Source organism: Streptomyces sp. NPDC024687 (assembly GCF_055559055.1).
Genome location: NZ_JBVHLJ010000022.1, coordinates 1 through 14857 on the forward strand (window position 1 = coordinate 1; position 14857 = coordinate 14857).

A 14857-nucleotide genomic window follows, 5' to 3' on the forward strand; every position below is an offset into this window, starting at 1 on the left:
GACGCGTTGGATCCCTTGTGGGGCCGCATCACGCGCATCGCCGTCAACCCCGAGCACTGGCCCGTCATCCCGCGCAAGATCTCCGCGAACGGCCATGTCGTCAAGGTCGGTTGGTTCACGCCGGAGATCGACCCGCACAAGCTGCTCCTGCTCTCCTACGGCACCGGCCGCTGGGATCTGCTGATCATCCCGCCCGAGACCGGGGCGGAGTCGGCGGCCCGGCTGATGGCCGCCGCGTCCGACCACGACGGCCCGCCCCTGACCGCGAGCGCCCTCATCGCCGCGGACGAGGCCCGGCACGGCATCGCCGCGATGGCCGTCCCGGAACAGCCCGGTCCGCCCAGCCGCCTGATCGTCGGCAAGTGAGGCGGCCGCCATGAACGCCTTCCTGACGGTCACCGCCTTCATCGTCCTCATCGCGGCTGCGGCATACGTGATCCACCGGCTCAACATCGAGCACGCCGACAGAATCGCCGCGCACCGGTACAGCACCCCTCTGCCCCGCCGCAGCGGACGCGCCACGCCACAGCCCCCGGTGGGACCGGACCGGTCTGAGTGGCCGACCGCCGGCGGACGACGGGACCACCGCGACGGGGGCCGCGGCCGTACCCACCGTGACCGGTGAAATCACGTCGGGCCGCTGAACGTCTGCGCTCCGAATTATTCAATAGCTGTGCCCGTGAGGTGAGATTTCAGCTGGACACGCGGACAGGTTCTCTGGCGTAAAAAGCGAACCAAAATGCAAAGCGGGACTTCTTAGCGCACACGGGTCGCTTCGGCGTGCTACTGTCGATCTCAGTTGAAGGTGTGGTTGAAGGAGATATGCATGGCTGCCGGTACCGTTAAATGGTTCAACGCGGAAAAGGGCTTCGGCTTCATCGAGCAGGACGGTGGCGGCGCTGACGTGTTCGCCCACTACTCGAACATCGCCGCCCAGGGCTTCCGCGAGCTACTCGAGGGCCAGAAGGTGACCTTCGACATCGCACAGGGCCAGAAGGGCCCGACGGCCGAGAACATCGTTCCCGCCTGACGCTCACGCGCACTTGCAGCTGGGGCCCGCATCCTTCGGGGTGCGGGCCCCAGCTGCACGCATTTCCGGCGTTTCCCGCAGCGATGAATATCGCCTCCGCGCCGCATCGCACCACTCGTTTCAGCTCCTGTGCCTGTACGAATTTTTCGTCGGCCAGATTCGCTGCCCGTTCCACCGGCCCTTCTTGCAATTCACCGTGCTGCTCATCGCTGCGGGAATTCCTTGATATGTGCCGCATCGAGGAAGGTCCCGCATGAACCGCACACGCACGAACGACCGCTTCACCCGCACCCGTAACGGCAGTGCCGACTCCGGAAGGGGCGGCAGCCGGTACGGTTCGCCGGCCCCGCGCCGGTCCGGTGGCCAGGGTCGCCGACCCGCCGCGATCCAGGGGGAGTTCGCCCTCCCCAAGTCCGTCACCCCCGCGCTTCCCGCCGTGGAGGGCTTCGCCGAGCTCGACATGCCCGGGGAACTGCTGACCGCGCTCGGCTCGGAGGGCGTGACCGTACCGTTCCCGATCCAGGCCGCGACCCTGCCGAACTCCCTCGCCGGCCGCGATGTCCTCGGCCGTGGCCGCACCGGCTCCGGCAAGACCCTCGCCTTCGGGCTGGCGCTGCTGGCCCGTACGGCCGGTCGGCGGGCCGAGGCCAGGCAGCCGCTGGGCCTGGTCCTCGTACCGACACGCGAGCTGGCGCAGCAGGTCACCGACGCCCTCACCCCGTACGCCCGCTCCATGAAGCTGCGGCTCGCCACGGTCGTGGGCGGTATGTCGATCGGCCGGCAGGCGAGCGCGCTGCGCGGCGGCGCCGAGATCGTCGTCGCGACGCCCGGGCGGCTCAAGGACCTCATCGACCGCGGCGACTGCCGGCTGAGCGAGGTGGCCATCACGGTCCTCGACGAGGCCGACCAGATGGCCGACATGGGCTTCATGCCGCAGGTCACCGCCCTGCTCGACCAGGTGCGTCCGGGCGGGCAGCGGATGCTGTTCTCCGCCACCCTGGACCGCAACGTCGACCTGCTCGTGCGCCGTTACCTCAGCGACCCCGTCGTGCACTCCGTCGACCCCTCGGCCGGCGCGGTCACCACGATGGAGCACCACGTGCTGCACGTCCACGGCGGCGACAAGCACACGGCCACCACCGAGATCGCCGCCCGCGACGGCCGCGTGCTCATGTTCCTCGACACCAAGCACGCCGTCGACCGCCTCACCGAGCACCTCCTGAACAGCGGGGTACGGGCCGCGGCCCTGCACGGCGGCAAGTCCCAGCCGCAGCGCACCCGCACGCTGACGCAGTTCAAGTCCGGCCACGTCAACGTGCTGGTGGCGACCAACGTCGCGGCGCGTGGCATCCACGTCGACAACCTCGACCTGGTCGTCAACGTGGATCCGCCGAGCGACCACAAGGACTACCTGCACCGCGGCGGTCGTACGGCCCGCGCCGGCGAGTCCGGCAGCGTCGTCACCCTGGTCACACCGAACCAGCGCCGCGACATGACCCGCCTCATGGCAGCGGCCGGCATCGTCCCGCTGACCACCCAGGTCCGCATCGGCGACGGGGCCCTGCACCGCATCACCGGCGCCCAGACACCGTCCGGCATCCCGGTCGTCATCACCGCACCGGTGGTCGAACGCCCCAAGAAGCGCGGCGCCACCTCACGCGGCCGACGCCGCCCCGCCTCGGCGGCCCGCCGGGTGTCCGTACGGCAGCCCGCCGTCGTAGCGGCGGCCTAGCACCTGGCACGACCCGCCCCGTGTGTGACGTCACCGGCGGCAGCGTGCTCATCGCGCTCTTCCGCTGAACCGCTTCTCCCCTTCTCCCTGTGAGGCATCATGCGCTGTGTCATCGCCCGCTTCCCGTTCGACCTGACCAAGAGCGGCGTGCTGGAATCGATGAAGGGTGTCAAACCCGAACCGGTCACCGGCGAGTCCGTGATCATCGGACGGCGCCACTATCCCCTCAAGCAGGTCGGCCAGGTCATCACCCGTCAGGACCGCCGCGACTTCAGTGCCGGCGAGGTCCTTCGGGCCATGGCCCAGCTCGGCTTCACCTGCCGCGCCCTTCCCGCGCCCGCGCCGGTGCGCAGCGGAAGCCCGTTGGAGCGGGCTTCCGCACTGCTCGGCAGCCCCATTCCCGTCTGACCGACGTTTTCTGTGGTGGCAGCGGGTGCGGACGGGTAGCGTCTGTGCCGGCTGTCGTGGTTCGGAGTTCCCCATTGCCCACGCCTCGGGTGTGGGCGCTTTGCTGTGCTGTGCCGCAGGGACCAGGGCGATCAACCTCCGTCCTCCCCACCGGGGGAGGGCGTTCATCGACTGGAAGGCATGACTATGGCTTCGGGAACTGTGAAGTGGTTCAACGCGGAGAAGGGCTTCGGCTTCATCGCGCAGGACGGTGGCGGTCCGGACGTCTTCGCGCACTACTCCGCGATCAACTCCTCGGGCTTCCGTGAGCTCCAGGAGGGCCAGACCGTGACGTTCGACGTCGTCCAGGGTCAGAAGGGCCCGCAGGCGGAGAACATCACCCCCGCCTGACCTTTCTCGTGACGTTCGGGGCCGCGCGGCGCACGCCGCGCGGCCCCGGCGTTTTGCGGGACGTTTCTTGGCCGCAGCTTGGTCAGACGTATCTCCTCGCTTTGATCTCCCAGGCCCGTTGCGTGCCTAGGCTTGGCCGACTTCGGGGTTCGGAGGGGGACTTCATGACCGTGCGACGCAGATCGCTCGCTTTCGTCGGGGTGGCCGCGCTGGTGCCGCTGCTCGCTTCCGCCGTCCCGGCGCAGGCGGCGTCGGGCTCACTGGCCGTCACCACGCTGGGGCGGCACGGCGCCAAGGTCGCGACGACGGTCACCGTCGTCGCGGTGCCGTCCGGGCAGACGTACAGCGTCGCCTCGGACAAGCGGATCAGCCTGCCCTCGGGCCGCTATCTCGCGATGACCGACATCTGGGAGCACGGCACGGAGGGGCTGGGCACCGACACCCTCGGCGCGCAGGTCGTGCAGGTGTCGGGAAGCACCTCGGTCACGCTCGACGCGCGCAAGGGCAAGGCCGTCAAGGTGTCGCTCGACACGCCGGCCGACGTGACCGACGCGCCGCGGATCAGCGCACAGGTGTGCGCGGCCACCGTCAGCAACATGCCCTCCGCCTTCAGCACGGGCGGCTGGAACTACCAGGGCTCCCTCTACGCCATCCCGAACTCCTCCAGGCTGCTGCAGTTCGGGTACCTGGCGCAGTGGTCGGGCCACGACAGCTACGTCGCCGTGAAGAACACCACGGGCATCCCGGCCGCGCCCGGCGGGTCGTTCAAGCGGTCGGGGTTGGCCACGATGCGCTTCTCGGTGCGCAGCGGCACGCAGCTGGCCCAGGACAACGACACCGCGCTTCAGGCGAGGCCCAGCACCGACAACTGCACGACCGACATGATGACCGAGGTCCGCGAAGACAGCGCACCGTACAGCGCCACCGTCCATGTGACGCCGGGGACCTGGCAGCCGCGCGACGACCTCTTCGCGAGCAACGGCGACGACATCGGCGGCGGCTTCCCGAAGGTCAGGACCCTGAAGGCGGGACAGAGCTTCACCCAGTCCTTCGGCCGGGCCGCGTGGAGTCCGATGCACTATCTGCCGACGGTCGCGCGCAAGTCCGTCCGCTTCATACCGGACGCCCTGATCGGCGACCCCGATGTCGGGGTCAACGGGGCCGACCCGACGAAGGAGACGGTGGTCCTGTCCAAGGGAAGCACCACCGTCAAGAAGCAGACCCTGACCAACTGGGGTACCAGCGACGCCGAGTTCTCCGCCGGCATCCGCTCGGCCGGCTGGTACGACCTGACCGTCGACGCCCACCGCTACCGCCCGGGCATCACCTTCCCCGCCGGCATGCTGTCGTCGCGCGTCACCCTCGACTGGCACTTCAAGGCCGACCCGGCCAGGCCGATGGTCGCGCCCGTCTTCATGACCCGTTTTCTGCCGACCGGGCTCAACAGCCACAACCAGGCCGCCGCGAACAGCACGACCACGGTCGACGTGAGTGCCGGGCGCGGCTCGCAGGACCCCGATCTGCAGTTCACCACGGTGACCGCCAAGTCCGTCCGCGTCTGGTCGTCCGCCGACGGCGGCAAGACCTGGAAGGCGGCGACCGTCAGGCACTCCGGGTCGACCTGGCAGGCGTCCGTTCACAACCCGGCCTCCGGCGCGGTCGCCCTGCGTTCCGAGGTGACCGACGCGGCCGGGGACCGCTCGGTGGAGACGGTCTACCGGGCGTACGCCATCGGCTGAGGCCGGCGGGGCGGGGTCACAGCAGGTGGCGGTTCGGGGCCTTCGCGCGGTCCTCGTACTCGCCCAGCACCACCACGTCCACGCCCTGCGCCGTGAGCAGTCCCGTCCCGTCCGCTCCCGCCACGAAGGTGTCGGGCTCCCGCCACGCCGTCACCACCCGGCGCACCCCCGCGTCGAGGATCAGCCGGGCGCAGGGGGTCGGACGGGAGGCCCGGTGGGTGCAGGGTTCCAGGCTGGTGTAGACGGTGGCCGTGGCCAGGCGGGGGTCGTCCGGGGCGATCTTCGCCAGCGCCGCTTCCTCCGCGTGCACGACCGGGTCGCCGGCCTCCCTGGAGTGGCCGCGGGCGAGTTCCGTCCCGTCGGCCGCCACCACGACCGCGCCCACGCTGAACGCGGTCTCCGAAGGTGGGCACTGCGCCGCCGACTCGCAGGCCAGCGCGAGCCAGTGGTGGTCCGCGGCGGTGGGGAGCGGGCCGGCGCCGGGGGCGGTGGGCTCGTAGCGCATCAGGACCACGTCCTCGATACGGCGGGTCTCCAGCAGGCGCAGCCGGCCGGACTGGTAGCCGCCCGGGCCGAAGAGGCGGGGGGCGTCCGGGGTGCCGACGAAGAGGGGGGCGAGGACCAGCTGCACCTCGTCCGCCAGGCCCTGCTGGAGGAGCTGGGTGTGGATCCGGCCGCCGCCCTCCACCATCAGCCGCTCGACTCCGCGCTCCTCGTGCAGGTGCTCCAGCAGACGGCGCCAGTCCAGTTCGGGGCCGAGGGAGACCACGTCGGCCGCCAGACCGAGGGCGCGGGCCCGCTCCGCGCCCTTGTCCGTCGTGTAGACGAGCTTCTCGCCGCCCGTGTGCCAGAAGTTGGCGGCCGGGTCCAGTTCTCCCGAGCCGCTGACCGTGACCTTCAGGGGGTACGGCGGCTTCCCGGCGGCGACCCGGGCCGCGCGGCGCGTCTCGGAGTTCACCAGCAGGCGGGGGTTGTCGGCGCGGATCGTGCCCGCGCCGATGAGGATCGCGTCCACGGAGGCGCGGACCTCGTCGACACGGTCGAAGTCGGCCGGGCTGGAGAGAAGGAGCCGGTCGGGGCCGGTGTCGTCGAGGTAGCCGTCGAGGGAGACCGCGGCGGAGAGGAGGACGTAGGGGTGGGGCATCGGCGCGGTCCCTCTCGAAAACGGATGGCGGGGCTTGGTTCAAGTTTGAAGCAAACCTACACTGGGGGCATGACGACCCGCTGGCTCAGCCCCGACGAGCAGCGAGCCTGGCGTGCGTACATCGCAGCCTCGCTCCTCCTGGAGGACACCATCGACCGGCAGCTCCAGCAGGAGGCCGGCATGCCCCACCTGTACTACTCCATCCTGGCCAACCTCTCCGAGATCCCGGAGCGGCGGTTGCGGATGACCGAGCTCGCCGAGTTTCTGAAGATCACCCGGCCGCGGCTGACGTACGCCGTCGCCCGGCTGGAGAAGGACGGGCTGGTGCGGCGCGAGAGCTGCCAGTGGGACAAGCGGGGCAGTGTCGCGGTCCTCACCGACGAGGGGATGGCGGTGCTGGAGCGGGCGGCGCCGGGACATGTGGACACGGTCCGCACCGCGCTCTTCGACCGGCTCACCCCGGAGCAGGTGGGGCAGCTCGAGGAGATCTTCACGAGCGTCACGGAGGGGCTCCAGGGTGAGGAGGGCGCCGTCGGGGAGGTTCCTTGGCGCCGTCGGTCGTCGCCGTCCTGTTCGTGACGAAGCCCTGATCATGGCGAAGCGCTGACCGTGACGTGCGCCATAAAGCCGTTGCTTCAAATTTAAAGCATGGGGTAGGGTCTCGATCAGTAGAACTGCTTCAAATCTGAAGCAGGTGTGCCTACGGAGCGGAGTACCCGCATGACCGACCTGCCCGCCGCCACCCAGCGCTCCCGCGTCCGCGTCCCGCTGCGCTTCGGGGACGGATACGGCGTGGACGCCGAACTCGTCACCTTCCACGGCCTGGCCGACGGGCGGGAGCACCTCGCCGTCGTCCTCGGCGACCCCGCCCCCGGCACCACCCCGCTGGTGCGGCTGCACTCCGAGTGCCTCACCGGCGACGTCTTCGGCTCCGCCCGCTGCGACTGCGGCCCGCAACTGCGCGAGGCGGTCGAGCGCATAGCCGAGCGCGGCGGCGTCCTGCTCTACCTCCGCCAGGAGGGCCGCGGCATCGGCCTCTACAACAAGCTCGACGCGTACGCCCTCCAGGACCAGGGCCTCGACACCTACGCCGCGAACACCGCGCTGGGCCTGCCCGAGGACGCCCGCGACTACACGGCGGCCGCGCAGATGCTCCAGGCCCTGGGGATCGCCGAGCTCGACCTGCTCTCCAACAACCCCGACAAGGCGGGCCAGTTGCGCCACCTCGGCATCGACGTCCGCGACCGGGTCCCCACCGGTGTCTTCACCACCGCCCACAACGTCCGCTACCTGCGCGCGAAGGTCCTGCAGACCCAGCACACGCTGCCGCTGGGGGAGTTGACCGAACTCGGCGTCGGCTGACCGTCACCTGGGCGTGTGCGCCAGATAGGCCAGCACGGCAAGGACCCGCCGGTGGCCGCTGTCGCTCGGCGGCAGGCCCAGCTTGAGGAAGACGTTGCCGATGTGCTTGCTGACCGCGCGTTCGGTGACGACGAGGGTCTTGGCGATGGTCGTGTTGTCGTGCCCCTCGGCCATCAGCTTCAGCACCTCGCGCTCACGCGGGGTGAGGGAGTCGAGCGGGGTGTCGCGGCGCCGGGTCAGGAGCTCGGTGACGACCTCGGGGTCGAGCGCCGTACCGCCGGCCACCACCCGCTCCAGCGCGTCGAGGAACTCGTCGACCCGGCCGACCCGGTCCTTGAGCAGGTAGCCGACCCCGCTGGTGCCACCGGCCAGCAGCTCGGCGGCGTACGACTCCTCGACGTACTGCGAGAGCACCAGCACCGGCAGTCCCGGGATCCGCTCCCTCGCCTCCAGGGCGGCCCGCAGGCCCTCGTCGCGGAACCCGGGCGGCATCCGCACGTCGAGGACGGCCACGTCAGGGCGGTGTTCGAGCAGGGCGGGCAGGATCTCGGGGCCGGTGCCGACCACGGCCACGACCTCGTGCCCGGAGGAGGTCAGAAGAAGGACGAGCCCCTCTCGCAGGAGGGCGTTGTCCTCGGCGATCACCACACGCACGGCAGCTCCACATCGATCACGGTCGGGCCCCCGACGGGGCTGGTCACTTCGAAGGTCCCGTCGAGCGCGGCGACCCGGCGCCGCATACCGAGCAGCCCCGAGCCCGCGGACTCGTCGGCGCCGCCCCGGCCCTCGTCCCGCACCCGCACGGTCAGACCGCGCCGGGTCCTGGCCAGCCGGACCTCGGCCCGGCCGGCGCCGCTGTACTTGGCGACGTTGGTGAGCGACTCGGCCACCACGAAGTAGGCCGCGGCCTCCACCGCCGCGGGCGCCCGGGTGCCCTCGTCCAGGCCGCCGTCGTCCACTCCCACGGCGAGCCCGCTGCTCGCGGCGAGCGCCCGTACCGCGCCGACGAGACCCCGGTCGGTGAGGATCGGCGGGTGGATGCCGCGCACCACCTGCCGCAGCTCCGTCAGCGCCTGTTCGGCCTGGTCCTGGGCGTCGTCCAGCAGTTTGCGGGCGGCGTCGGGGTCCCGCTCGTAGGCCCGCTTGGCGAGTCCGATCCGCATCGACAGCGCCACCAGGTTGGCCTGGGCGCCGTCGTGCAGGTCCCGCTCGATGCGACGCAGCTCGGCCTCGTGCGCGGCGATCGCGTCGGCCCGGGTCTCCCGCAGCTCCTCGACCCGCCGGGCCAGCCTGGCCTCGGGGGAGGGCATGAGCAGCACGGTCGACCAGCGGGCCTCGGTGTCCGCGAGCCGCACGATCAGCGGCAGGACGACGGGGTCGCGGCGCAGCGCCCCGGCCCACACGCCGTCGACGACCAGGCCGAGGGGCCACAGCGGGAGGGCGAGGGCGAGGAGGGCGCCGTAGAGGTAGTAGGCGAGCATCCAGCGGAGGTCCCTGAGCGTGCCGGGGTCCCGCACCGAGATGTGCAGCCGTTCGCGCAGGGTGCCGGTCATCGGTGTGTACGCCTCGGGGATCTCCCGGCCCGTCCACAGGGCGGTCAGGTTCCGCTTGGCGCCGGCGATCCGCCGTATCAGCAGCACGGCCTCGGGCAGCAGCCAGCAGCCGACCACGGCGACCGTACCGACGGCGGCGATCAGCAGCACGGTGATGAAAAGGTACATGCCGAAGCACATCGCCGCGGCCACGACGAGATGCACGCTCGCCATCGCCGCACGCTGCACCGACTTCCACATGCCGCTCACGCTAGACGAACGGCCCCGGTCGCACGGTGTAGCCCGCTACACCATCGGGGCCCGGACGAGGATCACTCCCCGCCGTCGCCGTCCTCGCCGCCGCCGTGGTCCCGTCGTGGAACTGCCGTCACGCCCCTCCAGTGAGGCGGTCCCGAACAACCCTGGCGCGGACCACTCTCCGGATGACGTATGCTGGTTACACAACGACGCGGGGTGGAGCAGCTCGGTAGCTCGCTGGGCTCATAACCCAGAGGTCGCAGGTTCAAATCCTGTCCCCGCTACTCACGGCTCAGGGCCGGAATCCAGTTCACTGGATTCCGGCCCTGAGTGTTTTTCCCCTTCATGACGTGATGTGACGCGGGGTGAGCGCGCGACCGCCCTCCGCGTTACAGCTGACATACCGTCAATGTCTTTGTGTGGCTTGAGTGAAGGCCAACTCGCCCGTTTTTAGGCGTTCATGGGCCGTAAGTCCAGCGTGATTTCGTTAATGATCAAGCGGAACAGCTTGGAATCGGGCCCCCACGTCTATTAACGTTCGATAACGCAGCGCGGTCGTCCCAGCCGTCACAAGAGACGGCTCCGTGCTCACGCGCCGAATTCCGCAAGGGAACCGGGGAACCACCAACTTGGGGTGAATCGCTCGTACGCCACCGTGGCAGCACGGTCGGTATACGCGCGTAGGAGACCTTCCTGCTCCGAACCCGTCAGCTAACCCGGTAGGCGAGAAGGAAGGAAAGGAGCGCGCCCACGTGGCGTCCAACCCGCCTGCCCCCGAGGCGCCGTACGTCCCGAGCGACACCCTCGTATACGGCGGTTACCGCGCCGACGACGAGGCCCCGCTCGGCGAGTGGAACCCCACCGCGGACTCCCTCGCTCCCGTACGAGGCCGGCATCGCGTCGCCAAGCAGCGTGGCGGAGGGTTCGCCCGTAGCTCCACCGTTCTGGGCGTCGGTGTCATAGCCGCCGTCAGCGCCGGCGGGATGGCCAGCGCCAACACCGGCAAGCCGCCGGTCTCCATCTCCATGCCCGACCTGCCCAACGTGGGCTCGCTCATCTCGGACGACTCGGCCTCCGCCGCGGACGACACGAGCGCCTTCAGCAGCGTCGGCGCCACCACCGCCGACACCGCCAAGGGCACCTCGGACGCCGGTGAGGCGCTGCGCTCGCGCATCCTGGCCCAGGCCGAGCTGCAGCAGGACCAGCTCGACACCAAGGCCGCCCAGGCCATCGCGGACGCCGCCGAGAAGGAGGCCGACGCGGCCGCCGCCAAGGCGGAGAAGGAAGCCCAGGAGAAGGCCGCCGCCGCGAAGAAGAAGGCGGAGGAGGCGGCCGCGAAGAAGGCCGAGGCCGAGCGCCTGGCCGAGCTCGCCAAGCAGTACACGCTGCCGACCTCGTCGTACACCATCACCTCGACCTTCGGTCAGGCCGGTTCGCTGTGGTCCTCCGGCTACCACACGGGCCTCGACTTCGCCGCCCCCACGGGCACGCTCATCAAGGCGATCCACAGCGGCACCATCACCGAGGCCGGCTGGGCCGGTTCCTACGGCTACCGCACGATCCTCACCCTCGACGACGGCACCGAGCTGTGGTTCTGCCACCAGTCCTCGATCAGCGTCAGCGTCGGCCAGAAGGTCGGCACCGGTGAGGTCATCGGCCGCGTGGGCGCCACGGGCAACGTGACCGGCGCGCACCTGCACCTGGAGGTCCACCCGAACGGCTCGGCCGACGGGATCGACCCGATGGCGTGGCTGCGCGGCAAGGGGCTCACTCCCTGACGCGCCTCCTGAAGCGCCCCTGAGGGTTTCCCGCCGGGGCGCCGGAGCAGGTGATTCCGCTTGTTTACGAGGACTTTGCGGCCGTGGCGGAAGAGCGGCGTCCGGCACGGGTGTTGACGTTGGCATGACTTCTCTTCGCAAGCTCGGCTCCTCCGACCTCGAGGTCTTCCCGCTCACCCTCGGCGGCAACGTCTTCGGCTGGACCGCAGACGAGGCCACCTCCTTCGACGTTCTCGACGCGTACACCGCGGCCGGCGGCAACTTCGTCGACACGGCCGACGCGTACTCGGCGTGGGTCGAGGGAAACTCCGGCGGCGAGTCCGAGACCGTCATCGGCAAGTGGCTGGCGGCCCGCGGCAACCGTGACGACGTCGTCATCGCCACGAAGGTCAGCCAGCACCCGCAGTACCAGGGCCTGTCGGCGGCGAACATCAAGGCCGCCGCCGACGCCTCCCTGACGCGCCTGGGCACCGACCACATCGACCTGTACTACACCCACTTCGACAAGACCGAAGTGCCGGTCGAGGAGATCATCGGCGCGCTGGACGAACTGGTGAAGGCGGGCAAGGTGCGGGCGATCGCCGCCTCCAACATCTCCGCCGCGCGCCTCGCGGAGTCACTGGCCTTCTCCGACCGCGAGGGCCTCGCGCGCTATGTCGCCCTCCAGCCCCACTACAACCTGGTCTCGCGCGACACGTACGAGGGTGAACTGGAGGCTCTCGCGGCCCGGGAGGGCCTCGCCGCCGTCCCGTACTACGCCCTCGCCTCCGGCTTCCTCACCGGCAAGTACCGCCCCGGTACGACGGTCGACAGTGCGCGTGCCACGGGCGCCGGCAAGCACCTGGACACCGAACGCGGCCGCAAGGTCCTCGAGGCGCTCGACGACATCGCCGAGTCCCACACCGTCCCGGTCGCCACGGTCGCCCTCGCCTGGCTCGCCGCCCAGCCGACGGTCGCGGCCCCGATCGCGTCCGCCCGCACGGTGGAACAGCTGCCGGCGCTGCTGGGCGTGGCCGACCTGACCCTGACGGAGGAGGAGCTGACGCGCCTGACGGAGGCGTCGGCCTGACCTCCGCCGCACGGTCTATGTGCGGTACGGGTTGTAGGCGGGGTACGGCACCGTCGGGTGGACCGGGGGGACCGGGGGCGTCGGCTGGGCGGGGTGGCCGGGGTGGCCGTGGTGCGTCGGCTGGGCCGGGTGAGGGGCGTATCCGTACACCCCGTAGACCGGCCAGGGCGGCGCGGCCACCGGTACCGGCGGTGCCGTGATCCGGGCCGCGTGGTCCAGCGCGGGCCGCGCGACATCCCGCCGCCGCCACAGCTCGTGCAGCAACTCCCGCTCCCGTGCGACGAAGTCCGCGTTCGCCCGTCCGAGCCGCCCCCGGCGCCGCAGGAACGCCAAGGACGTCGCGTACGCCTCGTACTGCGAGACCGCCCGTGCCGCGGCCCGCCCGCCGAACTGCCGCCGGGCGTAGTCCCGTGCCACCCGCCGCGCCCGCATCGAGCTCAGCACATGGGGCTCGGTCGGCGTCAGCCACCCGGCGACGGCGTACGCGGGCAGTTCCTCGCGCACGGTCTTCAGCTCCCGCTGCCGTGTCCAGATGACCAGCCAGGTCAGCAGCGCGAACGCCGGCACCATGAACATCGCGTACACCGCGAAGAAGCCGTACTCCCCGAACGTCGACGAGCCGTTCCATGTCGCGTGCATGCCCATCGCGAGCAACAGCCCGGACAGCGGGACGAGGACCCGCCGTATGTGCTGGCGTTCCGCCGACAGCGCGGAGATGCCGAAGCCGATGCCGGTCAGGACGGTGAACAGGGGGTGCGCGAACGGCGACATGACGACGCGCACGAAGAAGGTCGCGGCGGTGACCGAGGCGATGCCGCGGTCGCCGGTGAGCTGGTCGGTGCCGAAGGCGGTGCCCAGGTAGAGGATGTTCTCGGTGAAGGCGAAGCCGGTGGCGGTGACCCCCGCTATCACCACGCCGTCGACGATCCCGGTGAAGTCCCGTCTGCGGAACAGGAAGACGAGCAGTACGGCGGCGGCCTTGGCCGACTCCTCGACGATCGGCGCTATCACGGTCGCGCCGAGGGTGTCCGCGCCGGACGGGTCGGCGGTCGCCGTCGCTATCCACTTCGTCGCGAAGCTGTTGGCGATGATCGCTATCAGCGCGGCCGCGCAGGCGCCCCAGGCGAAGGCGAACAGCAGATTGCGCCAGGGCCCAGGTGCGACGCGGTCGAGCCAGCGGAACGCGGCTATGAGCAGCGGTACGGGCAGGACGGCGAGCCCCAGGCCGACCAGGAACCCCTCGGTACCGGTCTGTTGACGGACCAGGGCGAGGATGACGAGCCCGGACAGAGTGAGGAGGGTGCTGAGCGCGCCGTAGCGCACCCACTTCCGCTGCCACCAGTGCGCATGCCGCAGTGCACCGCCACCGGTGGGGTCACCGGAGTACGTCGGATACGGGGGAAAGGTGGCCACGGCATCGACCTTAACGAGACAGAGGCGCCGCCCGCAGGCGGGGCGGGATGCTCAGGCGCCGGTGGGGGACTGGTCGGGTCGGTCGGATCGGTCGCCGTGCTGTACGCGGCGGAACAGCAGGTCGTTCACGACATGTCCCTTCTCCAGTCCCTGTCCCTCGAAACGGGTCAGCGGCCGGAACTCCGGACGCGCCGCGAAACCGCTGCCTGCCTGGGTGTTCTCGAAGGCCGGGTGCGCGGTGAGTACGTCGAGCATCTGTTCGGCGTACGGCTCCCAGTCGGTCGCGCAGTGCACCAGCGCGCCGGGCCGCAGGCGGGTCGCGGCCAGGTCCAGGAACTCGGGCTGGATCAGCCGCCGTTTGTGGTGCCGCTTCTTGGGCCAGGGGTCGGGGAAGTACACGCGCAGTCCGTCGAGCGAGTCCTTCTCGAGCATCTCGCGCAGCAGGATGATGGCGTCGCCGTTGCCGACCCGGATGTTGGACAGCTTCCGCTGCTCGGCGAGATTGAGCAGGTTGCCCTGCCCCGGTGTGTGCACGTCGACAGCGAGGATGTTGGTGTCGGGGTCCGCGGCGGCCATCTGCGCGGTGGCCTCGCCCATCCCGAACCCGATCTCCAGCACGACGGGGTTGTCGTTCCCGAACATCTCACCGAGGTCGATCGTGCGCTGCCCGTCGATGTCGAGCCCCCACGTGGGCCACAGCCGCTGCAACGCGTCCGCCTGCCCCGCCGTGACCCGGCTCCGCCGCGGCTGGAAACTCCGGATCCGCCGCTCGAAGTGCGACCCCGCGGGATCAGCACTGGGCCCATCGGGAAACCGCGGCTCCCCCTTGGCCCGACTGTGCCGCACGGACACCCCGGGAACATGCCGAACGGACTCGCCGGAGGCGGGGGGCCGGGAGCGGGGGGCTTCGGAGGCGTTGAGGAAGTCAGACACAGTGGGGTCGATTTTACGGTGACCTCGGGGAGGAATGCGGCTCAGGGATGTTCCGGCCGTCACGTCCGG

Annotated in this window: 16 protein-coding genes, 1 tRNA gene and 1 riboswitch; of the genes, 12 read left to right on the forward strand and 5 right to left on the reverse strand. The window is 70.5% G+C overall.

Annotated elements, in window-relative coordinates:
• From ACZ39I_RS41280 to ACZ39I_RS41310, 7 genes are all read left to right on the forward strand, one after another.
• On the forward strand, window positions 1–366 hold a 366-nt coding region (locus ACZ39I_RS41280), incomplete at its 5' end, for a DUF5994 family protein (RefSeq protein WP_467250828.1).
• A 10-nt stretch (window positions 367–376) separates the two neighbouring features.
• Entirely contained in the window at window positions 377–625 is a 249-nt protein-coding gene (locus ACZ39I_RS41285) for a hypothetical protein (protein ID WP_467250830.1), read from the forward strand.
• Between the two features lie 201 nt (window positions 626–826).
• The gene (locus ACZ39I_RS41290) at window positions 827–1030 is read left to right on the forward strand and encodes a cold-shock protein (protein WP_023586116.1); all 204 of its coding nucleotides are present in this window, start codon (window positions 827–829) and stop codon (window positions 1028–1030) included.
• A 253-nt stretch (window positions 1031–1283) separates the two neighbouring features.
• Window positions 1284–2762 carry a DEAD/DEAH box helicase gene (locus ACZ39I_RS41295; protein ID WP_467250833.1) on the forward strand — a complete coding sequence of 493 codons (1479 nt, stop codon included), beginning with the start codon at window positions 1284–1286 and terminating at the stop codon, window positions 2760–2762.
• Between the two features lie 99 nt (window positions 2763–2861).
• Complete coding sequence (locus ACZ39I_RS41300) at window positions 2862–3170, forward strand: SCO5918 family protein (RefSeq protein WP_467250835.1); 309 nt, start codon at window positions 2862–2864, stop codon at window positions 3168–3170.
• A gap of 186 nt (window positions 3171–3356) precedes the next feature.
• Complete coding sequence (locus ACZ39I_RS41305; protein WP_057609368.1) at window positions 3357–3560, forward strand: cold-shock protein; 204 nt, start codon at window positions 3357–3359, stop codon at window positions 3558–3560.
• Between the two features lie 164 nt (window positions 3561–3724).
• On the forward strand, window positions 3725–5299 hold the full coding sequence (locus ACZ39I_RS41310; protein ID WP_467250837.1) for a hypothetical protein: 1575 nt from the start codon (window positions 3725–3727) through the stop codon (window positions 5297–5299).
• A 16-nt stretch (window positions 5300–5315) separates the two neighbouring features.
• On the opposite strand, the gene ACZ39I_RS41315 is transcribed toward ACZ39I_RS41310, so the two are convergent.
• Window positions 5316–6443: a dihydrofolate reductase family protein gene (locus ACZ39I_RS41315; RefSeq protein WP_467250839.1), complete on the reverse strand. Its 1128-nt coding sequence runs from the start codon at window positions 6441–6443 to the stop codon at window positions 5316–5318.
• Between the two features lie 69 nt (window positions 6444–6512).
• Between ACZ39I_RS41315 and ACZ39I_RS41320 the strand changes: the two genes are divergently transcribed.
• Together ACZ39I_RS41320 and ACZ39I_RS41325 are read left to right on the forward strand one after the other, a co-directional pair.
• Entirely contained in the window at window positions 6513–7022 is a 510-nt protein-coding gene (locus ACZ39I_RS41320; protein ID WP_467250841.1) for a MarR family winged helix-turn-helix transcriptional regulator, read from the forward strand.
• 141 nt (window positions 7023–7163) lie between these two features.
• Window positions 7164–7805: a GTP cyclohydrolase II gene (locus ACZ39I_RS41325; RefSeq protein ID WP_467250843.1), complete on the forward strand. Its 642-nt coding sequence runs from the start codon at window positions 7164–7166 to the stop codon at window positions 7803–7805.
• Between the two features lie 3 nt (window positions 7806–7808).
• Here the strand turns inward: ACZ39I_RS41325 and ACZ39I_RS41330 are convergent, their stop codons facing one another.
• Window positions 7809–8459: a response regulator gene (locus tag ACZ39I_RS41330; protein ID WP_390007338.1), complete on the reverse strand. Its 651-nt coding sequence runs from the start codon at window positions 8457–8459 to the stop codon at window positions 7809–7811.
• Window positions 8447–9598 carry a sensor histidine kinase gene (locus ACZ39I_RS41335; protein ID WP_467250846.1) on the reverse strand — a complete coding sequence of 384 codons (1152 nt, stop codon included), beginning with the start codon at window positions 9596–9598 and terminating at the stop codon, window positions 8447–8449. The genes ACZ39I_RS41330 and ACZ39I_RS41335 overlap by 13 nt, the downstream gene beginning before the upstream one ends.
• Before the next feature lie 207 nt (window positions 9599–9805).
• Here ACZ39I_RS41335 and ACZ39I_RS41340 point away from each other — a divergent pair.
• From ACZ39I_RS41340 to ACZ39I_RS41350, 3 genes are all read left to right on the forward strand, one after another.
• A tRNA-Met gene (locus ACZ39I_RS41340) sits at window positions 9806–9879 on the forward strand.
• Between the two features lie 299 nt (window positions 9880–10178).
• A riboswitch (cyclic di-AMP (ydaO/yuaA leader) is annotated at window positions 10179–10336 on the forward strand.
• Window positions 10337–10347: 11 nt separating this feature from the next.
• Complete coding sequence (locus ACZ39I_RS41345) at window positions 10348–11373, forward strand: M23 family metallopeptidase (RefSeq protein WP_467250848.1); 1026 nt, start codon at window positions 10348–10350, stop codon at window positions 11371–11373.
• A 124-nt stretch (window positions 11374–11497) separates the two neighbouring features.
• Window positions 11498–12442 (forward strand): aldo/keto reductase, encoded by a 945-nt coding sequence (locus ACZ39I_RS41350; RefSeq protein WP_467250850.1) that lies wholly within the window; start codon window positions 11498–11500, stop codon window positions 12440–12442.
• Between the two features lie 15 nt (window positions 12443–12457).
• Here the strand turns inward: ACZ39I_RS41350 and ACZ39I_RS41355 are convergent, their stop codons facing one another.
• Window positions 12458–13855 carry a PrsW family intramembrane metalloprotease gene (locus ACZ39I_RS41355; protein ID WP_467250852.1) on the reverse strand — a complete coding sequence of 466 codons (1398 nt, stop codon included), beginning with the start codon at window positions 13853–13855 and terminating at the stop codon, window positions 12458–12460.
• Between the two features lie 51 nt (window positions 13856–13906).
• A complete protein-coding gene (gene trmB / locus ACZ39I_RS41360) occupies window positions 13907–14788 on the reverse strand; it encodes a tRNA (guanosine(46)-N7)-methyltransferase TrmB (protein WP_467250854.1) in 882 nt (293 codons plus the stop codon).
• Window positions 14789–14857: the final 69 nt, after the last annotated feature.